The organism is Acinetobacter rongchengensis (assembly GCF_003611475.1).
GTDB lineage: Bacteria > Pseudomonadota > Gammaproteobacteria > Pseudomonadales > Moraxellaceae > Acinetobacter > Acinetobacter rongchengensis.
The window spans coordinates 101,182-126,827 of sequence record NZ_RAXT01000004.1; the positions used below are offsets into that span (position 1 = coordinate 101,182).

At 41.6% G+C, this 25,646-nt stretch carries 22 protein-coding genes and 3 tRNA genes; 16 read left to right on the forward strand and 9 right to left on the reverse strand.

Translation table 11 applies throughout. The annotated features are described in order from the left end of the window. The first annotated feature begins 45 nt into the window (after nt 1-45). The 7 genes from D7V20_RS03985 (at nt 46) to D7V20_RS04015 (ending at nt 4,591) form a co-directional block, all read left to right on the forward strand. Nucleotides 46-1,887, forward strand: coding sequence for a long-chain-acyl-CoA synthetase (locus D7V20_RS03985; RefSeq protein WP_120383043.1), 1,842 nt, complete (start codon nt 46-48; stop codon nt 1,885-1,887). Nucleotides 1,888-2,070: 183 nt separating this feature from the next. Then, nucleotides 2,071-2,146 (forward strand) — tRNA-Lys (locus tag D7V20_RS03990). Between the two features lie 19 nt (nt 2,147-2,165). Continuing rightward, nucleotides 2,166-2,241 (forward strand) — tRNA-Lys (locus D7V20_RS03995). Nucleotides 2,242-2,342: 101 nt separating this feature from the next. Continuing rightward, nucleotides 2,343-2,418: transfer RNA gene (locus D7V20_RS04000), tRNA-Lys, on the forward strand. A 425-nt stretch (nt 2,419-2,843) separates the two neighbouring features. Next, nucleotides 2,844-3,416 (forward strand): nuclear transport factor 2 family protein, encoded by a 573-nt coding sequence (locus D7V20_RS04005; protein ID WP_171407754.1) that lies wholly within the window; start codon nt 2,844-2,846, stop codon nt 3,414-3,416. Continuing rightward, a complete protein-coding gene (locus D7V20_RS04010) occupies nt 3,392-3,892 on the forward strand; it encodes a chalcone isomerase family protein (protein ID WP_120383044.1) in 501 nt (166 codons plus the stop codon). Before D7V20_RS04005 ends, D7V20_RS04010 begins: the two co-directional genes overlap by 25 nt. Nucleotides 3,893-3,904: 12 nt before the next feature. Beyond that, the gene (locus D7V20_RS04015) at nt 3,905-4,591 is read left to right on the forward strand and encodes a response regulator transcription factor (RefSeq protein WP_120383045.1); all 687 of its coding nucleotides are present in this window, start codon (nt 3,905-3,907) and stop codon (nt 4,589-4,591) included. A gap of 17 nt (nt 4,592-4,608) precedes the next feature. Here D7V20_RS04015 and D7V20_RS04020 read toward each other — a convergent pair whose 3' ends face one another. The 8 genes from D7V20_RS04020 to D7V20_RS04055 all read right to left on the reverse strand — a co-directional run bounded on the left by D7V20_RS04020 (nt 4,609) and on the right by D7V20_RS04055 (nt 12,790). Beyond that, entirely contained in the window at nt 4,609-5,931 is a 1,323-nt protein-coding gene (locus tag D7V20_RS04020) for a sensor histidine kinase (RefSeq protein ID WP_120383046.1), read from the reverse strand. Nucleotides 5,932-5,970: 39 nt separating this feature from the next. Beyond that, nucleotides 5,971-7,020: an SAM-dependent methyltransferase gene (locus tag D7V20_RS04025; RefSeq protein WP_120383047.1), complete on the reverse strand. Its 1,050-nt coding sequence runs from the start codon at nt 7,018-7,020 to the stop codon at nt 5,971-5,973. A gap of 8 nt (nt 7,021-7,028) precedes the next feature. Next, the gene (locus D7V20_RS04030; protein WP_120383048.1) at nt 7,029-7,808 is read right to left on the reverse strand and encodes a DUF1295 domain-containing protein; all 780 of its coding nucleotides are present in this window, start codon (nt 7,806-7,808) and stop codon (nt 7,029-7,031) included. 25 nt (nt 7,809-7,833) lie between these two features. Continuing rightward, nucleotides 7,834-9,039 carry an SAM-dependent methyltransferase gene (locus tag D7V20_RS04035; protein ID WP_120383049.1) on the reverse strand — a complete coding sequence of 402 codons (1,206 nt, stop codon included), beginning with the start codon at nt 9,037-9,039 and terminating at the stop codon, nt 7,834-7,836. After that, nucleotides 9,036-9,830, reverse strand: a complete 795-nt coding sequence (locus tag D7V20_RS04040) for a DUF1365 domain-containing protein (protein ID WP_120383050.1) — start codon at nt 9,828-9,830, stop codon at nt 9,036-9,038. The genes D7V20_RS04035 and D7V20_RS04040 overlap by 4 nt, the downstream gene beginning before the upstream one ends. Before the next feature lie 9 nt (nt 9,831-9,839). After that, nucleotides 9,840-11,123, reverse strand: a complete 1,284-nt coding sequence (locus D7V20_RS04045) for an NAD(P)/FAD-dependent oxidoreductase (RefSeq protein ID WP_120383051.1) — start codon at nt 11,121-11,123, stop codon at nt 9,840-9,842. Further along, nucleotides 11,120-12,106: an acyl-CoA desaturase gene (locus D7V20_RS04050; RefSeq protein ID WP_120383052.1), complete on the reverse strand. Its 987-nt coding sequence runs from the start codon at nt 12,104-12,106 to the stop codon at nt 11,120-11,122. The genes D7V20_RS04045 and D7V20_RS04050 overlap by 4 nt, the downstream gene beginning before the upstream one ends. 135 nt (nt 12,107-12,241) lie before the next feature. Continuing rightward, nucleotides 12,242-12,790, reverse strand: coding sequence for a lipocalin family protein (locus D7V20_RS04055; protein ID WP_120383053.1), 549 nt, complete (start codon nt 12,788-12,790; stop codon nt 12,242-12,244). 418 nt (nt 12,791-13,208) lie between these two features. Between D7V20_RS04055 and D7V20_RS04060 the strand changes: the two genes are divergently transcribed. Beyond that, complete coding sequence (locus D7V20_RS04060) at nt 13,209-13,352, forward strand: DUF2256 domain-containing protein (RefSeq protein WP_120383054.1); 144 nt, start codon at nt 13,209-13,211, stop codon at nt 13,350-13,352. 5 nt (nt 13,353-13,357) lie between these two features. Here the strand turns inward: D7V20_RS04060 and D7V20_RS04065 are convergent, their stop codons facing one another. Continuing rightward, on the reverse strand, nt 13,358-13,657 hold the full coding sequence (locus tag D7V20_RS04065; protein ID WP_120383055.1) for a TIGR03643 family protein: 300 nt from the start codon (nt 13,655-13,657) through the stop codon (nt 13,358-13,360). 539 nt (nt 13,658-14,196) lie between these two features. Between D7V20_RS04065 and D7V20_RS04070 the strand changes: the two genes are divergently transcribed. From D7V20_RS04070 to moaA, 8 genes are all read left to right on the forward strand, one after another. Then, the gene (locus D7V20_RS04070; protein ID WP_120383056.1) at nt 14,197-15,438 is read left to right on the forward strand and encodes an MFS transporter; all 1,242 of its coding nucleotides are present in this window, start codon (nt 14,197-14,199) and stop codon (nt 15,436-15,438) included. A 10-nt stretch (nt 15,439-15,448) separates the two neighbouring features. After that, nucleotides 15,449-16,831 (forward strand): NarK family nitrate/nitrite MFS transporter, encoded by a 1,383-nt coding sequence (locus tag D7V20_RS04075; RefSeq protein ID WP_171407755.1) that lies wholly within the window; start codon nt 15,449-15,451, stop codon nt 16,829-16,831. Between the two features lie 229 nt (nt 16,832-17,060). Beyond that, nucleotides 17,061-20,762: a nitrate reductase subunit alpha gene (locus tag D7V20_RS04080; protein WP_120383058.1), complete on the forward strand. Its 3,702-nt coding sequence runs from the start codon at nt 17,061-17,063 to the stop codon at nt 20,760-20,762. A gap of 20 nt (nt 20,763-20,782) precedes the next feature. Beyond that, the gene (gene narH / locus D7V20_RS04085) at nt 20,783-22,324 is read left to right on the forward strand and encodes a nitrate reductase subunit beta (RefSeq protein WP_120383059.1); all 1,542 of its coding nucleotides are present in this window, start codon (nt 20,783-20,785) and stop codon (nt 22,322-22,324) included. Beyond that, complete coding sequence (gene narJ, locus D7V20_RS04090; protein WP_120383060.1) at nt 22,324-22,986, forward strand: nitrate reductase molybdenum cofactor assembly chaperone; 663 nt, start codon at nt 22,324-22,326, stop codon at nt 22,984-22,986. The genes narH and narJ overlap by 1 nt, the downstream gene beginning before the upstream one ends. Then, a complete protein-coding gene (gene narI, locus D7V20_RS04095; RefSeq protein WP_120383061.1) occupies nt 22,986-23,675 on the forward strand; it encodes a respiratory nitrate reductase subunit gamma in 690 nt (229 codons plus the stop codon). Before narJ ends, narI begins: the two co-directional genes overlap by 1 nt. 114 nt (nt 23,676-23,789) lie before the next feature. Next, a complete protein-coding gene (locus D7V20_RS04100; protein WP_120383062.1) occupies nt 23,790-24,551 on the forward strand; it encodes a HesA/MoeB/ThiF family protein in 762 nt (253 codons plus the stop codon). 114 nt (nt 24,552-24,665) lie between these two features. After that, on the forward strand, nt 24,666-25,640 hold the full coding sequence (gene moaA / locus D7V20_RS04105; RefSeq protein WP_120383063.1) for a GTP 3',8-cyclase MoaA: 975 nt from the start codon (nt 24,666-24,668) through the stop codon (nt 25,638-25,640). Nucleotides 25,641-25,646: the final 6 nt, after the last annotated feature.

The window sequence follows — 25,646 nt, forward strand, 5'->3', positions numbered from 1 at the left end:
TGCTCTAAAAATTGTATCGGATTACGAAAAATAAATAGGATTGATATGAGTCAAACAACCCAGACCGATCTCATCGGATTTGCTGATGTAGCAGAACGCTTACCGCAGTTAATAAGTAAACTTCCCAATATATTGACTGGTCTAAAACAAGCATATATTAGAACGCCAAAAACACCCACTGGTCTAGGTTTAGCTTTTGAACGTGCTGTCAAGCGTAATCCCTATGGAGATGCTCTATTATTTGAAAATCAACGTTACAGTTATCAAGAGTTAAACAATTGGGCAAACCAGATTGCTCACTTTTATCTATCTAAAGGGATTAAAAAAGGCGATGTGATCACGGTAATGATCGAAAATCGCCCTGAACTGATTGTTTCGGTTATTGCACTTGCCAAGATCGGTGTCACCACAGCATTAGTTAATACGTCACAAACAGGTAAAGTGTTGGCGCATAGCATCAACTTAGTCAACCCTGTTGCCATCATTGTTGGCGAAGAATGTCGTGCTGCTGTAGATGCAATTCGTCAAGACTTAAATATTACACAAGATCGTTTTCATTGGTTTGCTGACCAAGAAACCTTCAAACAACCTGGCACTGCACCACAAGGTTTTATCAACCTTGCAGAACAAATTGACTCATTCCCTAAATTCAATCCATCTACAACCCACAGCGTAACTGGTAAAGATGGTTTATTTTATATTTATACCTCAGGAACAACGGGATTACCTAAAGCTGTCATCTTCACCAATAGCCGCTGGACACTGGCTTATGGAACTTATGGTCATATCTTAAATCTTGGTGAAGACGATGTCATGTATTGTACCCTACCACTTTATCATGCGACAGGCATGGTGGTGTGTTGGTGTGGCGTGATTGCTGGTGGTTCAGCACTTGCAATCCGTCGTAAATTTTCAACTTCGTCATTTTGGTCTGATGTTAAAAAATTCGATGCATCTGCAATTGGTTATGTCGGCGAACTGTGCCGTTATCTTATAGATGCGCCACCATCAGAACTTGACCGCGCTCATCGTGTTACTAAAATGATTGGTAATGGTATGCGCCCTAATATTTGGGGTAAATTCAAACAACGTTTTGGTATTAAAGAAATTTTAGAGCTATATGCTTCAAGTGAAGGCAATGTAGGTTTTAGCAATATTTTTAACTTTGACAATACGGTTGGTTTCTCTCCAACGCCTTACGCGATTGTTCAATTTGATAAAGACAAGAATGAACCTGTTCGTGATTCAAATGGTCATTGTTGTAAAGTTAAAAAAGGCGAAGTTGGTCTATTGATTGGAAAAATTACCAGTCGTTCGCCTTTTGATGGATATACAGATCCTGAAAAAAATAAATCTGTGATTATGAAAGATGTCTTCCAAAAGGGAGATTCATATTTTATCACTGGTGATTTAGTCCGAGATATTGGCTTCCGTCATGCACAATTTATCGACCGTTTAGGAGATACTTTCCGTTGGAAAGGTGAAAACGTATCAACTACAGAAGTTGAAAATATTGTCAGTGAATATCCTAAAATTACTGAAGCCGTGGTTTATGGTGTTGAAATCCCAAATACCAATGGCCGTGCGGGTATGGCTGCAATCACCCTTCATGAGGGAGAGTGCCTAACCGATGAAGATTTGCAGCAAATGGTGGCTGAGTTTAAAAAACAGTTGCCTGCTTATGCTGTTCCAGTCTTTTTACGTATACAACAGGCTGTTGAAACGACAGGTACCTTTAAATATCAGAAGAATAAATTGAAAGAACAAGCATTCTACCCAAGTAAAACCTCTGATCGTTTATTGGTCTTACTACCAAGTAAAACAGCTTATTGCGATGTAAATGCTGAAATTATTGCCAATATTGAAGCATACCAATACCGTTTCTAAGTCAAATTCAAGCCATTTCTCCTGAGGAATGGCTAAATTTGTGTTATTTATAACCGAACGTTGCAAACTTTATTAATTTTCACTTGCGCTCTATCAATAACTTGCTAAAATACGCTCCATCAAAACAAAGTAGTGTTAAATATTTTTTACACTGCGTATTTAAGTGAAAACTTAAATATATGTGGGTCGTTAGCTCAGCTGGTAGAGCAGCGGACTTTTAATCCGTTGGTCCCGCGTTCGAATCGCGGACGACCCACCACTTATTTTGATTCCTTGATGGGTCGTTAGCTCAGCTGGTAGAGCAGCGGACTTTTAATCCGTTGGTCCCGCGTTCGAATCGCGGACGACCCACCATCTCTTTGTAAAATCTAATTTTACATACCTGCTCAGGTCGAATGTTTTAAGAAAACCCTTTTCTAAAAGCTTCAACGAATCTCTTTCGTACACCTCGCTCAGGGTCGTTAGCTCAGCTGGTAGAGCAGCGGACTTTTAATCCGTTGGTCCCGCGTTCGAATCGCGGACGACCCACCATTAATTTTAAAACCCTTTCTACATATCATATTGTGACTATAATTAATTCACATCTTTAAATGCTTTGAATTAGATCAAACATCAATTCTAGATCATTCGCTCGTTGTCGTTCTTTTTTCCACGCTCAAGATGTACATCCAATTTTAGATGCAATTACAGTAATTACACCCAAATAAAAAGATAGCCCTTTTTAAACTCAATGACGAAGTGTGCATCTCTTGGTTTGATTTCAGGTATGTATCTTCATTTTTTATCGCTGCATCCTTTCAAGAAAGTACTTTCTAATCATCTCGGAAGTTCAGTGAAAAATTTAATCTTTGATTCCCATAATTTTATTCAATGAGTTGTCTTTAGTATCTATTTTCACATTCTGTTCACAGCATGCTGCCTAAAGTATAAATATAAACTTAATACGGACAGTGATCATGAGACACGTAAAAACAATAATAGTAGCAGCCTTGTCTTTACCGCTGCTATTGTTAGCAGGATGTAAAAGTATTCCCAGTTATTCATCCGATTATGCAAAAGCGAGAACCAATATCCAAGGTATTGAGCTGGATGAGGCAAAAGCATTGGATATTGGTCACCGCTTTACTTCAGCCTTTAATACATTAGGAACACCCGCATTTGTTGAAAGCGCTGGAGCGCTGTATGCCGATCAACTTTTTATTAATGATACCTTGACTCAATTTTCATCGCGCAAAAATTTAATTGAGCATTTTCAAGGCATGAACAAACGGGTCAGTAACGTCAGTGTCAAACTAATAAATGCATCTTACCATTTGGACTCTGCCTATGTGCATTGGCATATGACTTATGACTTTAAGATGTTCGGCATAACTCGAAGCATGAATTCTTATGGCATTAGTGAAATAAAGCTCGATGCAAACAATAAGATTATTTTTCAACAAGACTTTTGGGACCCTGCGAATGGTCTATACCGTTCTTTACCTTATGTAGGAGGTGCTTATTCATGGGTATTACCTTTCAAAAATTAGCAATAAGCACTGCTCTGCTCATACTCGGGAGCATCACTTCATGGGCGCAGGCACAAACATTAAATAAATGTGGTCATGGACCGCTGATGGTAGGTCAAAAACAGGTGGGCGTTGCCAGTTATTATGCTCAGAATTGTGCCCAGCGATGGCAAGACCAGAATATTCAGATGGATTTTTCTTATACACAAAATATTCCAGAGTGGGCATTTAAACGTGCTGCCACGCATCTGCTCAAACGCAATGTCAAAGACTCTCAAATAGTGACTATCTTTAATCCAATCACAGATTTATATCGTCCAGTCAAAACAGGTGATCTATACCGATTAAAATATATACATGCGACACAAGCACTAAGCCTATCTCTAAACCAGCAAATCTTAGGGCAGCTTCAACACCCGCTTGCTCAACAATATTTTAATATATGGCTTGGTCCTCAGCCATTTAATGCTAAATTGAAACAGCAATTATTAAATTAGTATCCTTAAGCTATGTCCAAACATTTTATTCTAATGGTTGAAGACCATTATGAACTGGCTTCTACCTTATGCGAGTTTCTAGAAGAGCATGACTTTGTGGTGGATCATGCTCGGAATCTGAATGCTGCCCGCCAGCTACTCAAACAGCAACGGTATCATATTTTACTTTTAGATATTAACTTGCCAGATGGTTCAGGCTATGAACTGTGTGAATGGCTACGCAATGAAGCAGGCTTGGATCTGCCAGTACTGATGCTGACGGCTCGGGATACACTTGACGATAAACTCAAAGGTTTTCATTCGGGCACAGACGATTACTTAGTCAAGCCCTTTGACTTTAACGAGCTGGTGATGCGGATCAAAGCCTTGATCAAACGTTCATTAGGTGAAGTATCTAACAATCGCCTGCAAATTCATGATCTTATTTTAGATCCAACCAGACAGCAACTGACCCGAGCTGGACAAATCATTGAATTACCTCCAATTCAATTCAAGCTACTGAAACTGCTGATGCGTCATTCACCTAAAGTCCTGACCAAACAGGAAATCATGATGGAACTTTGGGGAGATGAGGAGCCAGAAAGCGATGCTTTACGCAGCCATATCTATAATCTACGTAAGTTGGTTGATAAACCCTTTCAACAAAAACTAATTCATACCATATCTGGCATCGGTTTAAAGATTGCTTTAGAAGCCTAGTCTTTTAAAGCTGAGTCTTAATTTAAATACACCACTACAATCAGCCCAGTGGTCATTTTAAGATCAACATCCTGATGGGTAGTGAGATAATACTGCCGGTCAAATAGTTCCACCCGCCAACTAAGTTGTTTGCATAGCTTCTGTACCAATTGTAGACCAATACCATGTCCTTTAATCTCCAGTTGCAACCGCTGGCAGGACAGTTCCTGAACTTTGGTGTTATTCGGCAACGGAATACCGACCCCATTGTCGGCAATCAGCACTTTATTTTTTTGTAGAATGATATCAATTTCTGTGCCTTGAGAATAATTCAGTGCATTACGCAGAATATTGTCAAACACCATTTTGGTCATAGATGGATAAAGTTGACGTGGCTGTTCATCTAGAATTTTTTGCAGATCAATCTGCATGCCTTTGTTATGACTAACACGATCTAAGTCGTGAACGAGTTCATCCAATAACTGTGACAACATGGTCGGTTCAGCAGTTAAAGTATTGGTTGTATTACGTGCAATAGCCAACAAGGTATCGACCAGCAGTTGCATGTCATCAATGGTGTTATGTAGGCGGCTAAATGACTTGTTGTCACCATAACGGGCCTGACACAATTGTACATTACCTTTTAAAATCGTCAGAGGCGTACGCAGCTCATGGCTAACATCTCCAGTAAATTCACGTTCACGCTGAATAAACTCACTTAACACTTGATGATATTTTTCTAAGGCCTGCTTAAGATATTCTGCTTCTAGATTGGAATCGGTTCGAATATCCTGAAACGGCGATGTTTGATTTTTCTGATGTTCCCAGTCAATATGCTCCAGTGCATTGGCTAGGCGGGTAATCGGAGAAAAGTAGCGCCGAGCACGACGGTTCCACCACCATAGCACACTATACAGTACAAATAGACTGACCATCAGCGGTGCTAGACCAAACAACCAAACCAATTTATTGACATTACTTTCGCCAAATACTAACAGGACATGCTGTCCATCTTTATCACCATAAACAGTCATGCGTTCCTTGCCATCGACAAAATGTCGATTTACCCCTTGCTCAAGCCGCATGTGTCGAAATTGGGCTGGTGGTACATCATTCCAGCGGTATCCATACAGGTTTTTAGTATCAGGTAGTTCTGCGGCTGGATTACGTTCTAGCCGCTGCCAGTAATGTGACATTTCCTGTTCCAACGCCGTTCTGAGCAAGGAACCCTTGATTACCCAAGCACTACAGGCGATCCCGATCACCACAGACAGGGCAATAAAACCGATTTGCAGCCAGTAGTAGCGGTTAAACACTTCGCCTAGAGGATGATCGCGTTTGTCCCTAAATAGCCTTAACATTGCTATATTCCCCGCTGACCCATCAGATGCATCGTTCAATTATATGGCTTTTTTCTTAAACAGAAAGTGCCCGATCACCCACTCACGTCCATGGTCATAACCAAACAGCTCCGCACAAGCCATGAAGAAAATCCGCCAGCGCTGCCACCAAATTGCAGCATCTGCGCCATAGGTTTGTTCAAACAAGGGCTGTAACTCAGCCTTTCTTTGGTCCATATTCACCAACCAAGCATTTGCGGTGCGTTCATACTGGGTGCCGTCCCATTGCCAGTGCTGTTCTAACTGCAAATGTTGCTGAAAATGTAGGAAAGTTGAGGCTGCAGGCATTAAACCACCACTAAAAAAATATCTCGACATCCAGTCAAATTCATTTTTTACTTCAAAGGGGTAATGCAGGAAACGATGACAGAAAATATGACACCACAGCAAGCCATCCGCTTTGAGCCAAATACTGATATTTTCAAATAGTTTTTGATAGTTACGTACGTGTTCAAACATTTCGACTGAAACCACACGGTCAAACGAAGCAGGTTCCAGTTGCAGTACATTGACGTCGCAGGTGATCACCGTCAGGTTATTCAATTTCTTCAGATGAGCCTGTTCCTGAATATACTGGCGTTGGGTTGAAGAATTTGATACCACCGTAATACGAGCCATTGGATAATGCTCGGCCATATACAGACTGAGAGATCCCCAACCACAGCCAATTTCCAAAATATCTTGCCCATCTTTCAGTTGCGCTCGCTGGCAATAGCAGGCCAAAGCAGCTTCTTCCGCTTGATCTAGCGTATTATCGGCATGTTCAAAAAGACTAGCGCTATATTTTAGGCGCTTGCCTAGCACTGCCTGAAAGAATACAGTTGGCAGTTCATAGTGCTGCTCATTGGCTTTATCTGTCTCGATGGCAATCTCGCTGTTTTTCAGCATCTGCAGCACATCCATATAGCGTTGGGTAGCCAATGCTGGATCAAAACGTCCTTCTTGTAACAGACGTTTTTTGCTTAAGTTGCGAATGCCAGCTCGAATCACTGGGTCGGGCAATTTGCCACTTTCAATCAATTTTAAAGATTGTTGAATCATAAAGTCCATGTATTTACCTACTCTTTGGGTGGCCACGGAATAAACATCGGAGTTCGTCGTTGATAGTCTTTATAGTTGTCACCACGATGTGCCAACGCCTGTTGTTCACTAAAGGGAATTCCAGTGATGTAGTATAGAAACAGCCACATCAGTAGCGGATAGATCCATAAACTGTATAATCCTGCCGCTAAACCGAGGATCGGATAGGCAAACCAATGTAGCCATTCAAAAAAATAATTCGGATGACGTGAATATTTCCACAATCCTCGATTCAGAGTTTTGCCCTTGTTCTGTGGATTCAGTTTGAAACGATAAAGTTGCTGATCGGCAGTACTCTCTCCAATCAGTGACAATGCCATAATGATAGCTGCAACCAATACGGTATAAGGGGTCCAATCATTCCATTGTTGCGTCGGAATACTCAGCAGTTTTAACATCGGGTAGGAAAAAAGTGCAACCAACCCAGCCTGAAACATGAAAAAAGCCAGAAAACCGAGATGCTGATAACCTCCCATGGCCCGACGCATATTGGCATAGCGAGTGTCTTCATGCGTTTCATTGACATAACGACGAAGTAAATGCCAAGTTAAGCGTAAAAACCAGATCCCACTCGCGATTCCTAAAAACATGCGCACCATGAGTGGAGCAGTTCCCATAACCCATGCTGCAATCATCACATTTAGCGCAATACTGAAACTCCAAGCGACATCCACCAGACCCGCTCTGCGGTTATAAGTGACCAATAACCAGCTACAAAACATGATAAAGATATTCAGCACAAGTAAATTCAGTAGCATGTCAGTTCCCCTGTTTTATCTCAGCTCAATAAGCACTCGCTTCGAACAGTAGATGTACATCACTGATCACACCTTCGCTGAAACCACCTTCGCAATAACACAGATAAAAATCCCACATGCGGATAAACTGCTCATCAAAGCCGAGTTGTATGACTTGATCACGCTGTTCTAGAAATCGTTGACGCCAGTAATGTAAGGTTTGTGCATAACTCTGGCCAATATCTTCTAAATGCTTAAGACGCAATTTTTGCTCAGAAGCCACTTGTGTCATGACACTGATACAAGGAATAAAACTGCCTGGGAAGATATAGCGCTTGATGTAATCCACTGTATTCAGAGCTTTAACATAGCGTGCATCTTCAATGGTGATCGCCTGAATCAGCGCTAGACCATTCGGTTTCAGCAGCTCACGGCATTTACGAAAATAGGTGGGTAAATACTGCTCTCCTACCGCTTCAATCATTTCAATTGACACCAATTTGTCGTATTTACCTTCCAACAAACGATAATCCTTCAGTTGGACAATAATACGGTGTGACAGTCCAGCTGCGGCGACCCGAGCCACGGCTTCATCATACTGTGCCTTGGAAATAGTGATGGTAGTAACCTTACAGCCATACTGCTGCGCAGCATAAATAGCAAAACCACCCCAACCACTGCCAATTTCGACTAAATGATCCATCGGTTTTAGCTTAAGTTTCTGACAAATCAGTTCTTTTTTATAATCGGAAGCCTGTTCTAAACTCATATTTGGTTCTTTAAATACTGCGCTGGAATACATCATGCTAGAATCCAGAAACAGCTTAAAAAAATCATTGCTCAAGTCATAATGCTCAGCAATATTCTGACGACTACCATCAATCGAGTTCTTACGGGATTTATACCAAGCTTTTAATACAAATTGGCTGGCTTTGGCCACTACATTTTGATTCATTCGATCTAACACATCGCGATTACGTGCCAGAATACAAACGACATTAACTAGATCTTCACTGCTCCAGTAACCACGAATAAACCCTTCTGCTGCTCCCAATACACCATTACGAAACATAAGATTGATAAGGCGCTCGTCATGAACCTGTATCACTGCCTGTAAATCACTATAGTTTTCCCCGACTACACCGTTCCAGACGCCTTTAAATATCAGCCGACCATGACGCAATTTCAGAAAATGACGTAGTGCTATTGGCAGTGTATTATGTTCTTCCATCAATAGTGTTTTCATAGTCATGTCTTTCCTTTTACTTTTTTAGGATGCGGATAAAACGGAATTTTCTTTTTCCATAAACGCCAAGCATTTAGATAAATTCCAGTGACCATCCTGAAGGGTTCAAGAACTTTCTGCACAGCATAACGATACTGCTGTGAAGGAACTGTGATTGCCTGCAGGGAAAATGTTAGGGTAGCATCAAATTGCAACACACCTTTTTCAAACAGTTGCATATGAATCACGTTCAACCGATCGGAGAAACTGAACCGCCAGCGGTAATCTAGTGCCATCGGCATGAATGGTGAAACATGAAATTCTTTTTTAAAATCAAATTGGTATGTCTGATAAGACTTATATTGGGGTATATTCTCACTCTCACGGCAGTCATGAATGTAGACTTGACGTTCATTCCACGGTGTATTTGTAATTTCACTCAACACAAATATCAATTGATCTGTGCAATCAAAGATCAGATAGAAAACCACAGAGTTGAAGCGAAAACCTAATGTACGTGGCAAAGCTAGTACGCGTATAGAACTAGTAGGCGATAGCAAATAACTTTCCCGTTTGATTAACAAACGTGATAGCTTCTGCCGAATTGAACCACATTCCATAATCAGGAAATCACGCTCATCCAGCGTCAAAAGATTCCAACTACTCACAGACCAAAAGCATGATTTTTGGGTAAAAGTTGTCAGCTGGTCTGGATCAAACCATAAATAACTCAGATGGGTTTCAAATGTATGTGATTTAGGGAGGTAGCGACGATGGCGAATCTTGGCAGAAGCGATAGCGAGTGGATATACTTGCATAATACTCTCCTACGCTGCTTTGTCAGTCTGTTTTAATAACTGCTCAACGACCCATGAAGCACTCCGTGCTCCATCCTCATGAAAACCCCAGCCCCAGTAAGCGCCACAGTATGAGGTCCTATTTTGTCCATTAACTTCGGTCCAGCGTTGTTGTGCTTCAATCGCAGGGGCATCAAATACTGGATGACGGTAATGACGTTCTATCCAAACCTTTTTCGGGTCTAGGGCAAAATTAGGATTCAGTGTGGCAAAGATTTGGGTTTTACAGTTCAGGTTTTGTAACTGATTCATCCAGTAACTAAAACCGTAATGCATGCCATTCTGCTGGAATGGCGTTAATTCGGTTACTTGGCCAGGTGTTACATGCACATGCCAGCTGGCCCACTGTCGTCTGGATTTAGGCATGATGTTGGTATCAGAATGGACCACCATGTGGTTATCCTGATAACGGAATTTTCCAAGCACATCCAACTCATGTGCTGAAGGGTCTTTCAGCAACTTCAGACTATCATCTGCATGGCTAGCAAAAATAACCCAATCAAAATGTTCTGTGCCCTGCTCAGTTTCAATCATGACTTCATTTGCACTCCGCGAGACATGCACAACACTCATGTGACGAAACGTAATCGTCGTTTGGGACTGAATAGCACTGACATATTGAGCTGATCCACCCTTAACCGTGAGCCACAACGGCCGGTCTTTCAGTTGTAACATACGATGATGTTGGAAAAAGCTCACCACAAATTTATAGGGAATTTGTCCAGCTTGTTCCACAGGACAGGACCAGAGTGCCCCGCACATCGGATAAAGATGTTCATGACGGAAGGCTTGGGAATAGCCATGTTGATTCAGATATGCATCAATACTGAGTTGTGCATCAATCTGTTCTACATCCAAATCTTTATTGGCAGCATAGAAACGGAATAGATCTGAAAGCATCACGCGAAAATCAGCCTTAAAAAAGTTTTGCGGCCGAAACAAGAGCGAGAATTTTTTTGAAGGATTGTACTGTAAACCAGTGACCTGATTGTTCACCGAGAAACCCATATCACTGCTTTGCGATGGAATCCCGAGTTCTTGCAGCATCGCACAGAACAGTGGATAGTTATGCTGATTAAACACAATAAAACCACTGTCCACTGCAACCTGTTCACCATCTATATTGAGTTGATGAGTGTCTGTATGGCCACCGAAGTGATTATTCTTTTCGAAGACGGTGATTTCATGCACTTTACTGAGTTTCCAAGCCGCATACAGACCAGAAATACCTGAACCAATAATCGCAATTTTCATGGTGATTCCTTCGAATGAATAGTTGGGGTGCCTGTCTTGACTACTTTTCTCTGTTTTCGAGTTTGTGCAATTTTACTGACATCATAGACCCGTGCAGGAATAGGTTTTAACCCCCAGACTAGGCCTATCCATGACATCAATTTCAAAATGTAAAAAGTGACATCAACCTGCCACCAGTAAAAACCCTGCTGTGCACTTCCCGCATAATAATGATGATTATTATGCCAACCTTCACCTAGTGTAATAATGGATAGAAAGAAATTGTTGCGGCTTTGATCTTCAGTGTCAAAATCACGACTGCCATAATGATGCGCCAGTGAGTTAATACACAAAGTGGCATGGATCAATAATACGGTGGATACGACAAATCCCCAGACCAGTAATTGCAGGCCAGAAGTTCCTAGTTGCGGCCAAGTTATTGCCAGCCATTCGCCTAGCACATAAATCCCACCCGCAGTCAGCAGCACCACAATTAGACTAAATCGGTCTAGCCAGATTAATTCTGGATATTTCAGCCAGTCTTTGATGACTTCTTTTCGCGTAGCAAAATTATATTCATTTAAAAACCAACCGATATGGCTGTACCAAAAACCATGCGTCGAGGAATGTGGATCTTGTAGTGTGTCGGTATAGCGGTGGTGATAACGGTGATGTGCCGCCCACCATAACGGGCCACGCTGTGCACTCATCGTACCCAGTAATACGAACAGGAACTGTACTGGGCGTGAGGTTTCAAAGGTTTTATGCGACAAGTAGCGATGAAAAAAAGCCGTGATGGAAAACATGCGGAGTAAGTAGAAGGCCAGCATAAAGCCAAGTGCAAACCACGACACGCCAACCCAAAATACTGCCAAACAAGCCAGATGCAATAGAATAAAGGGAAAAATCCTCAACCACTGAATCTTGCAATTTTCAGCATTCAAGCTGGTTGGCTGTGTAGTAGTAGACCAGCTGTCTATCCATCTCATTAGACTTTTCAACATGGACTTATCCTAATTTAATGCTACGGTCTTTATTCTATTTGATGAGTCTAATCAGTTAGATATGAATTTTATGTGAAGTAAAGAAAAAAAGCCGAACTATTGAGAGCTTCATCAGTTCGGCAAAACGGTAGCAAATTAATGCGGTAATTTGATCAATTTTGTCACGTCATAACCATAATGTTTCGCAGTATCGAGATATGACTGGTAGGTGGCTTCATCCAACTTCGGTTCACGTGACAAAATCCACAGGTATTTATTACTTGGTCCACCCACCAGTGCCACTTTATATTCAGGGTCTACTCGTAATACCCAGTAATGACCTTTAGTAAAAGGTATCCATCTTAAGCCTTTAGGCAAAAAGCTCACCTTTAATTTACTATTTCCCTTATTTTGCGCATAAGCAACGCCTTCAGAGCTAATCATCTCACCACTCGCAGTTCGACAACGATTCAACACATTCACGGTCTGATCGTCATTAAGACGATATTCTGCACTGATATTGGCGATACATTTACGCTGAAAATACATCGGTAAATGAGCGATTTCATACCATTTTCCAGCATATTTTTGAATATCAATTTGATCTACAGCCTGAGGGGCAACTGTTTCTGCCCGAGCAGTAATCGTTAAACTGATCGTAGCTAGCGCCGCAACTACAAAAAATGACTTGAATAGCATCTTCATTTTTAAGCCTTATTTTTGATTCCACCATCAATATAAACTATGTAGATGTGAATAAAGCGTGAATATTGAAGAATAAAATTCAATTGATAATTACCAACAACTTTCCCTGTTAAGTGATGTTGCTCCACAGTAGATCAGTGAATAATAGCTGGCAGTTTATACCGCTTCGGGCAATTACATTCGTAAGGTCGAATTACTACAAATACTATAGTGACGATATCAAAATACACACTGCATCAGATAAATATACTTTAACAGTCTAAACTGATATTTAATCATCTAGCATGCGGCGGTATTTGGTATTCATCCACATAATAGGTATGCATTGATTGATTGACTACTCGATAAACTTAAAAATTGAGAGAAGATCATCTCTCATACGTAACAACATCTCATTCGGATTGATGAGTGATCAACCATGAAAAAGCAACATCTTCCTAAAAAAATCTGTATACACTGCTTACGCCCATTTAACTGGCGTAAGAAATGGCAACGCTGTTGGGAGGAAGTCAAATACTGCTCTGAACGATGCCGATGTGAATCTAAACGGCACCCAAAGTAAAGCACTTAAAAATGCTTGTACTGCCTAGAACAATATGCCCGAATCACATCAGGTGAACGCAACTGTAAGTGTTTGGTTTTTCGACCAGTAACTCGTTCACGCCACATTTTAAAACTGGATGCTTTCAAATTTTTTCGCATCAAACGGATAACTGACGTTTCATTTAAACCATACTCAGATTGAATGGCTTCAAAAGGGGTTCGATCTTCCCAAGCCATTTCGATAATTCTGGATAAGTCTTCTTCAGCAAATTGATACACGCTATTCTCTTTTTTAAAAATGATAAAAGCTGATTTGTGGTTCATCAAGCTTCAATACAGTTGATCAAATTATATTTATAGCTTGACCCGATTTTGATTCGATGAAAAGTATAAAAATACAACCATGAATTTTTTGTGATTTTTCCCGATTTTAACTGATTATATTTCAAATCATCGTACTAACGAGCTAAGCATATCTGACGTTTTTTAGGTATACATACCCAATATATTTGTACTGAAGCACTTAAAAATAGTCGTAAATTCAATATTTAAAAATAATCAAACCTTTGATTGAAATATACTTTTTAAATTTAATTAATTAAAAGATATATACACTTTTCTAGAATTAGCTTTGGACGGACACTGTGCCTATTATTCTGACTAAGATTATTTATTCGCCAAACATATCTTTTGCTACATAAAAATGATTTGAGTCATTCGTTTCACCTATGCATACCCCACCAAAAGAACTAGATCCCCTCCTTCTATTTTCTTAGTTAACTCGCCAATCTGATGAATATTTTCTTCACATACAAAGCATTACCCTACATTTAAGAAACTAACACAAAGTTAGGGAAATGCTTATGAAAACAGAGAGTTCCAAAGCCAACAGTATTTTGATCTCAAGTACCTTGTCTTTTACCGTATGTTTTATGGTGTGGATGGTCTTTGCCGTTCTCGGTATCCCCATCAAAGAAAAGCTAGGTCTAAGTCAGACTGAGTTTGGTATTTTAGCTGCAATGCCGGTGTTATCAGGCTCATTGTCTCGAGTACCCTTGGGGATTTGGACGGATCGTTATGGCGGTCGCATCGTATTTTTTTGTTTAATGTTGTTTTGTATCCCAGCGATTTTCCTATTGCAGTATGCTCATAGTTATTGGCAATTTCTTGCATTAGGGTTATGGATGGGGCTGATTGGTGGCTCATTTTCAGTCGGGACACCTTATATTGCTCGTTGGTTTGATCGCCAACATCAGGGCTTTGCCATGGGGATCTTCGGCGCAGGAAATGCAGGCAGTGCATTAAATAAGTTTATCGCACCTGCATTGATTCTGACCTTCGGCTGGACGATGGTTCCCACCGTTTACACCTTGATTTTATTAGGTGCAGCGATTGTTTTCTGGTTTACCACGTATACAGACCCTGCGCATCTTGTTCCCTCCAATGTCAAACTATCCGATCAGCTTCGTTTGATGAAAAATCCTGCCGTACTGCGTTATAGCCAATATTACTCAGTGGTCTTTGGTGGTTATGTCGGACTGGCGCTCTGGATGGTGAACTATTACGTTCAAGAGTATGGTTTTGATCTTACGCATGCTGCGTTTCTTGCAGCCTGTTTCTCCCTACCTGGTGGTGTCTTGCGTGCTTTAGGTGGCTGGTTATCTGATAAATATGGTGCGTACAAAGTGACTTGGGCAGTCATGTGGGTCTGCTGGGTTACGTTCTTTATCTTGTCCTATCCTCAGACGGCGATGGTCATTGAAACGGTCAGTGGTCCTATGCAGTTCAGCATTCATATCAATGCGACATTATTTACGTTCTTATTGTTCATCGTTGGTATTGCTATGGCGATTGGGAAAGCATCGGTCTTTAAATTTATTGCTGATGATTTTCCAAATGATATTGGTGCGGTATCAGGTGTTGTTGGATTGGCTGGTGGTTTGGGTGGATTCTTGCTCCCGATTCTATTTGGGATGCTGGTTGACTTTACGGGAATCCGCTCAAGTGCGTTTATGCTGCTCTACGGCTGTGTTTGTGTCAGTTTGATCTGGATGCATTATTCATTCAAACCATTACAAAAAAAACAAATTCTTAATCAAGGTTAAAGGTGTCATCATGGCTAAAAATTTATCAGTTTGGCAACCTGAAAATGAACAATTCTGGAAGCAAACGGGTCGTGCAATTGCTCGGCGTAATCTCTGGATTTCTGTCCCTGCACTCCTTCTCGCCTTTGCTATTTGGCAAGTCTGGAGTGTATCCGTTGTAAAGTTACCCACCATTGGTTTTGAGTACAGTAAGAATCAACTCTTTTGGTTAGCTGCATTACCTGCACTGTCTGGTGCAACGTTAAGGATTTTCTATTCCTTCGTGGTGCCTATCTTTGGCGGGCGGCGCTGGACGGCGATTTCTACAGCGAGTCTTCTCATTCCTGCGATTGGGTTAGGATTTGCAGTACAAAATCCTGAGACAAGTTATACCACGATGGTCATTTTGGCACTCTTGTGTGGATTTGGTGGGGCAAACTTTAGTTCTTCCATGTCCAATATTAGCTTTTTCTTTCCAAAATCTGAAAAAGGGAATGCGTTGGGAATTAATGCTGGATTGGGAAATTTAGGGGTTTCGACTGTTCAGTTCGTGGTACCGATTGTCATTACGTTTGCACTGTTTGGTGCGATGGGTGGTGCATCACAAACTGCGACATTACCTGATGGCTCAACACAACAAATTTGGCTGCAAAATGCAGGGTTTGTCTGGGTTCCTTTTATTATTTTAGCGACCTTATGTGCTTGGTTTGGAATGAATGATATTGATTCAGCCAAAGCATCCTTTAAAGATCAAGCGGTGATTTTTAAACGTAAACATAACTGGTTAATGTGCTGGTTGTATATTGGTACGTTTGGTTCTTTCATCGGTTTTTCTGCGGGTTTTGCTTTATTAACCAAGCAAGTGTTTCCTGAAATTGACCCGACAAAATATGCTTTTTTTGGTCCACTGATTGGTGCATTAATGCGTGTTGTTGGTGGATGGTTATCTGACCGCTTCTCTGCGTCCAAGGTCACACAGGCAAGTTTTCTGCTGATGATTATTGCGGTGATTGGTGTGATTCATTTTATGCCTCAAGACGGTGTCGGTGGTTCATTCTCAGGATTCTTTGCCTGCTTTATGGTGTTGTTTGCAGCAACGGGTGTGGGTAATGCTTCAACATTTGCACAAGCACCACGTATTTTTGCTGCATTACACCGTAAACATGCTCAGGCGTATGGTTTATCCGAGGCTGAAGCGGATGGAAATGCAACAAAAGAGTCTGCCGCAGTTGTTGGTTTTATGGGGGCGATTGGTGCATATGGTGGTTTCTTTATTCCAAAAAGTTTTGGTACCTCGATTGATATGACGGGCAGTGCCTACGCTGCACTGATTTGTTTTATCATCTTTTATGTGTGCTGTATTCTCATCAATTGGTGGTTTTATGCGCGCAAAAATGCCGAAGTACGGTGTTAAATAATCGGAGACTATATTTTCATAACCCATTGAGAAATTAAAGTTTCATATTTCCAACAAGCACTTTATGATATTGTAAAGTGCTTTTTTTTCAAAAGAACTAGCCCACCTCCCCAAAAGTACTTAGTGATTCCCCTCTCCCATCGCTACCTCTGACCAATAGTTGATTATTTTGCCAATTTGTACAATGACTTCATAACCATTAGACCCGTGACCGACGGAGAGTTTCATGAGTCATTTTTTAGATCGTTTAAACTTTTTGAGTCATACCACCGAGACCTTTTCTGAAGGTCATGGCAGTGTTACCAATGAAAGCCGAGCTTGGGAAAAAGCATACCGTAATCGCTGGAGTCACGACAAAGTCGTGCGCTCTACACATGGTGTAAATTGTACAGGTTCTTGTAGTTGGAAAGTTTTTGTTAAAAATGGACTAATTACTTGGGAGTTGCAACAAACCAATTATCCTCGTACTCGTCCTGATTTACCCAACCATGAACCACGCGGTTGTCCTCGTGGCGCATCGTATAGCTGGTATGTTTATTCTGCACAGCGTGTTAAATATCCAATGATGCGGGGACATCTTGCCAAATTATGGCGCAGTGTTCGTCAAACCCGTGATCCAATTTCAGCATGGGAGCACATTACCAGCAATCCTGAATTGGCCAATTCCTATAAATCAAAACGTGGTTTAGGTGGTTTTGTCCGTAGTACTTGGGATGAAGCTTATGAGCTGATTGCTGCTGCGAATGCCTATACGATTAAAACCTATGGTCCTGACCGTGTATTTGGTTTCTCCCCTATTCCAGCAATGTCGATGGTCAGTTATGCCGCAGGGAGTCGTTATTTAAGTCTGATTGGTGGTGTACCGCTGTCTTTCTATGACTGGTACTGTGATTTGCCTCCATCAAGCCCACAAATTTGGGGCGAGCAAACTGACGTTGCCGAATCCGCAGACTGGTACAACTCAACATTCCTGATGGTTTGGGGATCTAACATTCCAATGACACGTACTCCTGATGCGCACTTCTATACTGAAGTCCGTTATAAAGGGACAAAAACCGTCGCTGTCTCTGCTGACTATGGTGAAATGGTCAAATTCAGTGATATCTGGCTTGCACCAAAACAAGGAACCGATGCGGCTCTTGCGATGGCAATGGGTCATGTGATTCTCAAAGAATTCCATTTAACCAACCCGTCTGATTATTTTACCGACTACTGTCGTCGTCTGACTGACATGCCTGTTTTAGTGACATTAAATGCAAAGAATGATAGCTACACGCCAGGATATTACCTACGTGCCAGCCAGTTAAATAATGAATTTAATGAAACAAATAATCCGGAATGGAAAACCCTTGTTATTGATGAAAATACAGGTGAACTCGCTGCACCAAAAGGTTCAGTTGGTTTCCGTTGGGGTGAAAAAGGCAAATGGAATCTGAAAGATGAGCGAAGCGATGGCACAAACATCAAAGCTCAACTCAGTCTGATAAACCATCATGATGAAGTCATTGATGTGGCTTTTGATTACTTTGGTGGTAAAGATGCCAATGATGTGATGATTCGCAAAGTCCCTGTGAAAAAAATCCAACTGGAAAATGGCGAAACCTGCTACGTCGCAACAGTATTCGACTTGTCTGTTGCCAACTATGGTATTGACCGTGGTCTAGGTGGTGGGAATGTTGCAGCCAGTTATGCGGATGATATTCCATATACACCGGCTTGGCAGGAAAAACACACTGGTGTGCCTGCTGACAAGGTCATCCGTGTTGCCCGTGAGTTTGCCCAAAATGCGCATGACAGTCATGGTAAATCCATGGTCATCGTCGGTGCAGGTCTAAACCACTGGTATCACATGGACATGTCATATCGTGGCATTATCAATATGCTGATGATGTGTGGTTGTGTCGGTCAATCTGGTGGTGGATGGTGTCACTATGTTGGACAAGAAAAATTGCGTCCACAAACCGGCTGGGCACCACTTGCCTTTGCATCAGACTGGGTACGTCCATCACGTCAAATGAACGGAACATCGTTCTTCTATGCGCACACCAGTCAATGGCGTCATGAAAAATTGGGCATGGATGAAATCCTAGCACCGACACAAGGTCATGAACTGACCAATATGTCGATGATTGACTACAATGCCAAATCTGAGCGTCTAGGCTGGTTGCCTTCTGCACCACAGCTTTCAGTCAACCCAATCAACATTACCAAAGATGCCAAAGCTCAAGGTAAAGACGCTGTAGCGTATACGGTTGATGGTCTGAAAAATGGCACGATTGATATGTCCTGTAATGACCCTGACAATCCAGCCAACTTCCCTCGTAATCTCTTCGTCTGGCGTTCAAATATTCTAGGTTCATCAGGCAAAGGACATGAGTATTTCCTCAAGTACTTACTCGGCACACAAAATGCCTTAATGTGTAATGAAGATGGCTGTATTAAGCCACAGGAAATCACCGTACGCCCTGCTGCTGAAGGTAAGCTGGATTTATTGACGGTTCTTGACTTCCGTATGTCAACGACTTGTCTATATGCCGATGTGGTACTTCCAACGGCAACATGGTATGAAAAAGATGATCTGAATACCTCAGATATGCATCCATTTATTCACCCCCTCAGTGAAGCGGTACAACCGCTTTGGGAAAGTAAATCTGACTGGGAAATCTATAAAGGTCTAGCGAAAAAATTCTCTGAAATTTCAAAAGACTATCTTGGTGTGCAACAAGACATCGTGCTCACACCATTGATGCATGATACGCCTCAAGAATTGGGACAACCTTTTGATGCCAAAGACTGGAAAAAAGGTGAATGTGAACCGATTCCAGGCAAAACCATGCCAGCCATGACCGTTGTTGAGCGTGACTATGGCGCAATCTACGATAAATATACGTCGATTGGACCATTATTAGAAAAAGTCGGTAACGGCGGTAAAGGGATCAGTTGGGAAACCAAACACGAAGTCGATATCTTACGTGGACTGAATCAGGTCGAACATCATGGTATTGCCAAAGGTCAACCAAAACTCAATACCGCCATTGATGCTGCTGAGATGATTCTGACTCTCGCCCCTGAAACCAATGGTCATGTTGCCGTTAAAGCATGGGCAGCATTATCACAAGCCACAGGTATTGACCATACCCACCTTGCCTTACCGCGTGAGCACGATGCGATTCGATTCCGTGATGTACAGGCTCAACCGCGTAAAATTATTTCCTCACCAACATGGTCTGGTTTAGAGAGTGAAGAAGTCAGTTATAACGCAGGTTATACCAATGTACATGAGTTGATTCCATGGAGAACCATCACAGGTCGTCAACAATTCTATCAAGATCACCAGTGGATGCGTGCGTTTGGTGAAGGCTTCTGTGTTTACAAACCTGCGGTCGATCTGAAAACCACAGCGAAAGTCTTAGGACATTATCCAAATGGTGAAAAAGAGATTGTCCTGAACTTCATCACACCGCACCAAAAATGGGGAATTCACAGTACCTATTCAGACAACCTGCGGATGTTGACCTTATCTCGTGGTGGTCCACATGTCTGGATTTCTGAAATTGACGCCAAAAAAGCTGGCATTGTCGACAATGACTGGGTTGAAGTCTTTAACATCAACGGCACCATTGCAGCACGTGTTGTGGTCAGTCAACGTGTACCAGAAACCATGATCTTGATGTACCACGCTCAGGAAAAAATCATTAACGTCCCAGGCGCACAAGTCTCAGGTAAACGTGGTGGTATCCATAACTCAGTCACCAGAACGGTACTTAAACCAACACACATGATTGGTGGTTATGCTCAGCAGGCTTGGGGATTCAACTACTACGGTACGGTGGGAACCAATCGTGATGAGTTTGTCATCATTCGTAAAATGACCAAGATCGACTGGATGGATACACCTGTCTCAGGTCATCCCCAACAAGAAGCCTAAATCAAGATAAGGAAAATGATATGAAAATCAGAGCACAAATTGGTATGGTGCTAAACCTTGATAAATGCATAGGCTGCCATACGTGTTCCATCACCTGTAAAAATGTGTGGACAAGCCGTGATGGGGTTGAATACGCATGGTTCAATAACGTTGAGACCAAACCTGGGATTGGTTACCCAAAACAATGGGAAAATCAAAACATTCATAAAGGTGGCTGGATTCGCAAATCCAATGGCAAACTTGAGTTAAAGCAAGGAAGTAAGTTAAAAATCTTGGCAAATATCTTTGCCAATCCAAACTTGCCAAGTATTGACCAATATTACGAACCTTTTACCTATGATTATGAGCATTTACAAAATGCTCCCGAAATGCCGACGCCACCGTCTGCCCGTCCTGTTTCGGTAATTACGGGTAAAAAAATGGACAAGATCCATTGGGGTCCAAACTGGGAAGATGATCTAGGCGGTGAATTCGAACAACGTGCAAAAGATGAGTTGTTCGAAGGCATCCAAAAAGAAATGTATTCGACCTTTGAAAATACCTTCATGATGTACTTGCCACGCCTGTGCGAGCATTGTTTAAATCCAGCCTGTGTTGCCTCTTGCCCATCCGGTTCGATCTACAAACGTGAAGAAGACGGGATCGTCCTGATCGATCAAGATAAATGTCGTGGCTGGCGCATGTGTGTTTCAGGCTGCCCATACAAAAAAATCTACTACAACTGGACCAGTGGTAAAGCAGAAAAATGTGTGTTCTGTTATCCACGTATCGAATCAGGTGAACCAACGATTTGTTCCGAAAGTTGCGTCGGTCGTATTCGTTATCTTGGTGTTCTTCTCTATGATGCAGACAAAATTGAACAAGCTGCAACCACAGAAGATGAACAAGATCTTTATCAAGCACAATTGGATGTCTTCCTGAATCCACATGACCCTGCGATACAAGCAGAAGCCTTAAAACAAGGTATTCCACAATCGTGGGTTGATGCAGCACAAAACTCACCTGTGTATCGTATGGCAATGGAATGGAAAGTCGCCTTCCCACTGCACCCAGAATATAGAACCCTGCCAATGGTTTGGTATATCCCACCATTGTCACCGATCCAATCTGCCGTAGAAAGTGGTGTGATTGGTAAACATGGTTTAATTCCAGATGTCAAAGATTTGCGTATCCCATTGCAATACTTGGCAAATTTATTGACTGCTGGAAAAGAAGAGCCTGTTCTGGATGCACTAGAAACCATGCTCACCATGCGTCGATATATGCGCCAAAAGAATGTACCCCAGCCGAATATCAGTGTTGATGAAATTCTGCAAGGCACACATCTTACAGGTGAACAAATCGAAGAAATGTATCAAATCATGGCGATTGCAAACTACGAAGATCGTTTCGTGATTCCAACATCACACAAAGAATATGCTGAAGATGCATTTGGTGACAAAGGTGCCTGTGGTTTTAGCTTCGGTAATGGTTGTGCAGATGGCGCATCATCGCAAAGTTTATTTGGTCAAAACAAAGCTTCTCCAACGATCTTTTTTAGTACACGGGGAGAGAAAAAATAATGAATGCCTATAAATTATGCTCTGCCTTACTGGCCTATCCGTCCAGTGAATTGCAAGCGGCGATCGATCAAGAGATTCTGCCTCAATTAGCACAGCATCCTGATTGGAGTGCCATGTTAATGCCGTTGTTGCGTTATATGGCAGATACGGATCTGATTGAAGTGCAAGAAAATTATGTTGCAACCTTTGATCGCAATCCAAGCCATTCACTGCATCTTTTTGAGCATTTACATGGAGAAAATCGTGATCGTGGTGAAGCGATGGTGAATTTACTTCAGGAATATCAACAACAAGGATTTGAACCTCAGGGATATGAATTACCGGATTATTTGCCGTTATTTTTGGAATTTTTATCCCTGCAAGAGACTGAACAAGCCACCTATTTACTGAATGAAGCAATTCATGTCATTCATTATGTTGCTGAAAAATTGCATGAACATGAATCTAAATATGCAAGTGTACTGGCTTTGGTCGTGAGTTTGGCGACGGTTGAGCCTCAACCACTTACGGTTTCTCCTGTCCGTGATATGGATGAAGCATTAGAGATGTTTGGTCCAACAGTCGATGGTGTAGAACCATTATTGACACCAAAACCTGATGATATTCAGATTGTTAAGATTTCTCCACGACGCTCAGTAGCTGATAATATGGGAGTAAAATAATGAATACTTTGCATCAATTTATTTTTGGGATTTACCCATATATTGCGCTGAGTATCTTCTTGCTCGGGAGTTTAATGCGCTTTGAGCGTGAGCAATACAGTTGGAAAAGTGAATCAAGCCAGCTTCTGTATCAAGGTCAATTACGACTTGGCAGCATTCTCTTCCATGTCGGAATTATTGGACTGTTCTTCGGACATTTATTTGGTTTATTAACCCCTGTTGCCGTATGGGATTCTTTGGGCATTGCGCATGGCTCCAAGCAAATTTTTGCTATGGCAGCAGGCGGTATCATGGGAACCATTTGTCTTATAGGACTGGTGATTCTTATGATTCGCCGTTTTAGCTCAGATCGTCTGAGTGCCAATACAACTTGGCGTGATAAGCTGGTTTTGATCTGGATCTTTGTCACCTTGTTACTGGGCTTATCCACTATCTTTGTCTCAGCACAACATACCGATGGTCATGAAATGGTGTTACTCATGACTTGGGCACAGCATATCGTGACTTTTAATGGCGATGCAGCATCGTATATTGTCGATGCGAGTTGGTTGTTTAAACTGCATATGTTTATGGGAATGAGCTTGTTTATTATTTTCCCATTTACTCGTCTTGTGCATGTGTGGAGTGGTTTTGGTTCTGTGACCTATCTCTTTAGAAGCCCTCAATTGGTACGTCGTCGTCGCCGTTAAGGATACAACTGATTTTACCGCACGATAAATGTCCATCCATTGCCCCAGAGCTGGTTCAATGTGATGGGCACTATAGTGCGGTAAATTGATATTTTTTATTCAACGAGTGACAGTATGAATGAAACTCAATTAATGCATTATAGTCGCCATATCTTGCTTAATGCGATTGATATCAATGGTCAGGAAAAGATCAATCAAGCCACCGTATTGGTGATTGGTTGTGGTGGATTAGGTAGCGCATGTGCCACGATACTTGCGGGTGCAGGTGTTGGGCAACTCATTCTTTGCGATCACGATACGATTGAACTGAGTAATTTACAACGTCAGTTTGCCTTTGAGTTAGCCGATATTGGACAAGCTAAAGTCAAAGTACTTACACACTACCTGACACAACGTAACCAGCAAATCTCCATCAAAGCGCTTCACAATAAAATATCGAGTGCTTTATTACAGGAATATTTACCCATCTGTGATGTTATCGTTGACTGTACGGATAATTCAGCAACTCGTCATTTAATTAATCAATATGCTGTACGATTTCACGTGCCGCTGGTGAGTGCGTCAGTCATCCAGTTTAGTGGTCAACTGAATGTCTTTGATAGTAGACAGACCATTTCCCCTTGTTATGCATGTTTGTTCCCGTTACAAACGGATGATCGGCGATGTATTCACAATGGTGTTTTTTCACCTTTGGTACATCTTATTGCAGCAGCGCAAGCCGCTGAAGTATTGAAACTCTTGGTGGGTTTTGGGCATTCTTCCGTCGGAAAAATGATTCAATTTGAGGGGTTAAATTTTGAGACGTATCGGTTGAATGTGAGCCAAAATCCAAATTGTTCGGTGTGTAGGGCATTTCATGCTAAAGTTGATGTTTAGTGCAAAATTTATCTCCCCCTTTATAACTAGACTTCTGCCCTACTTTTGATGGAAGACTATAATAAATTCATTAAGTTATAATAACTTTTGACTTTATTTCTTCATGAGTTGGCCATGTTAGTAGATGCTTATGGACGTACAATAGACTATTTAAGAATTTCGATTACAGACCGCTGTGATTTACGCTGTACATATTGTATGCCGAAAGGTTTTACCGAATTTGAAAAACCAAGTCATTGGCTAAGTTTTGATGAGATTGAACGTATTGTTCGCCAATTTGCAACGATGGGTACACGACGCTTTAGACTCACAGGTGGTGAGCCTTTACTACGAAAAAATATCGTTGAACTTGCCCGCAGATTAAAGCAAGTTGACGGTGTAGATGACTTATCGCTGAGCACCAATGCCACCCAATTACAGCATTATGCACATGATTTACGTCAGGCAGGTTTGGATCGACTGAATATTAGTCTGGACTCGTTAACACAATATACAGTACAAAAAATCGTAGGTTTTGATGCGCAAGAAAAAATCATGGCTGGTTTGGAAGCTGCCAAAGCTGCAAACTTCAAACAGATCAAAATCAATATGGTCCCTCTTGCAGGCATTAATGAACATGAAATTGATGATATGGTCGAATTCTGTCTGAATAATGGTTTTATTTTGAGATTGATTGAATTAATGCCGATGGGCGCAACTGCCCAGCAATATGATTATGTTAATCTACAACCCATCATCGAACGCATTCACCAAAAGTTTAATTTAAAACCTGCTGAAGGCAACTATGGCGGTGGCCCTGCACGCTATTGGGAAAGTCAGGACAGTTCATTTTTGATGGGTTATATCACCCCACGCTCCCAACACTTTTGTTCAAGTTGCAATCGTGTACGTCTTGCAGTAGACGGCACCTTGTATATGTGTCTTGGTCAGGATCATCAATATGCACTTGCACCATTACTCAAGGCCCATGCCAGTGATGCGGAACTACAGGCAGCAATTCAACATGCCATTGATTTAAAGCCGTTAAAGCATGAGTTTAATGAAAAACCAAAAAAAATGATTCGAATTATGTCGATAACAGGTGGTTGATTTTAA

What these genes read in the sequence shown, in the direction of transcription:
- D7V20_RS04030 (WP_120383048.1), bottom strand. Translation starts at nt 7,808, where the DNA reads ATGCTACTGAATTTACTTGTGCTGAATATCTTTATCATGTTTTGTAGC.
- D7V20_RS04050 (WP_120383052.1), bottom strand. Translation starts at nt 12,106, where the DNA reads ATGTTGAAAAGTCTAATGAGATGGATAGACAGCTGGTCTACTACTACA.
- D7V20_RS04045 (WP_120383051.1), bottom strand. Translation starts at nt 11,123, where the DNA reads ATGAAAATTGCGATTATTGGTTCAGGTATTTCTGGTCTGTATGCGGCT.
- D7V20_RS04010 (WP_120383044.1), top strand. Translation starts at nt 3,392, where the DNA reads ATGGGTATTACCTTTCAAAAATTAGCAATAAGCACTGCTCTGCTCATA.
- moaA (WP_120383063.1), top strand. Translation starts at nt 24,666, where the DNA reads ATGTTAGTAGATGCTTATGGACGTACAATAGACTATTTAAGAATTTCG.
- D7V20_RS04055 (WP_120383053.1), bottom strand. Translation starts at nt 12,790, where the DNA reads ATGAAGATGCTATTCAAGTCATTTTTTGTAGTTGCGGCGCTAGCTACG.
- D7V20_RS04020 (WP_120383046.1), bottom strand. Translation starts at nt 5,931, where the DNA reads ATGTTAAGGCTATTTAGGGACAAACGCGATCATCCTCTAGGCGAAGTG.
- D7V20_RS04100 (WP_120383062.1), top strand. Translation starts at nt 23,790, where the DNA reads ATGAATGAAACTCAATTAATGCATTATAGTCGCCATATCTTGCTTAAT.
- D7V20_RS04015 (WP_120383045.1), top strand. Translation starts at nt 3,905, where the DNA reads ATGTCCAAACATTTTATTCTAATGGTTGAAGACCATTATGAACTGGCT.
- D7V20_RS04035 (WP_120383049.1), bottom strand. Translation starts at nt 9,039, where the DNA reads ATGACTATGAAAACACTATTGATGGAAGAACATAATACACTGCCAATA.
- D7V20_RS04065 (WP_120383055.1), bottom strand. Translation starts at nt 13,657, where the DNA reads ATGAACCACAAATCAGCTTTTATCATTTTTAAAAAAGAGAATAGCGTG.
- D7V20_RS04005 (WP_171407754.1), top strand. Translation starts at nt 2,844, where the DNA reads ATGAGACACGTAAAAACAATAATAGTAGCAGCCTTGTCTTTACCGCTG.
- D7V20_RS03985 (WP_120383043.1), top strand. Translation starts at nt 46, where the DNA reads ATGAGTCAAACAACCCAGACCGATCTCATCGGATTTGCTGATGTAGCA.
- narI (WP_120383061.1), top strand. Translation starts at nt 22,986, where the DNA reads ATGAATACTTTGCATCAATTTATTTTTGGGATTTACCCATATATTGCG.
- D7V20_RS04040 (WP_120383050.1), bottom strand. Translation starts at nt 9,830, where the DNA reads ATGCAAGTATATCCACTCGCTATCGCTTCTGCCAAGATTCGCCATCGT.
- narH (WP_120383059.1), top strand. Translation starts at nt 20,783, where the DNA reads ATGAAAATCAGAGCACAAATTGGTATGGTGCTAAACCTTGATAAATGC.
- D7V20_RS04060 (WP_120383054.1), top strand. Translation starts at nt 13,209, where the DNA reads ATGAAAAAGCAACATCTTCCTAAAAAAATCTGTATACACTGCTTACGC.
- D7V20_RS04025 (WP_120383047.1), bottom strand. Translation starts at nt 7,020, where the DNA reads ATGGACTTTATGATTCAACAATCTTTAAAATTGATTGAAAGTGGCAAA.
- narJ (WP_120383060.1), top strand. Translation starts at nt 22,324, where the DNA reads ATGAATGCCTATAAATTATGCTCTGCCTTACTGGCCTATCCGTCCAGT.
- D7V20_RS04075 (WP_171407755.1), top strand. Translation starts at nt 15,449, where the DNA reads ATGGCTAAAAATTTATCAGTTTGGCAACCTGAAAATGAACAATTCTGG.
- D7V20_RS04070 (WP_120383056.1), top strand. Translation starts at nt 14,197, where the DNA reads ATGAAAACAGAGAGTTCCAAAGCCAACAGTATTTTGATCTCAAGTACC.
- D7V20_RS04080 (WP_120383058.1), top strand. Translation starts at nt 17,061, where the DNA reads ATGAGTCATTTTTTAGATCGTTTAAACTTTTTGAGTCATACCACCGAG.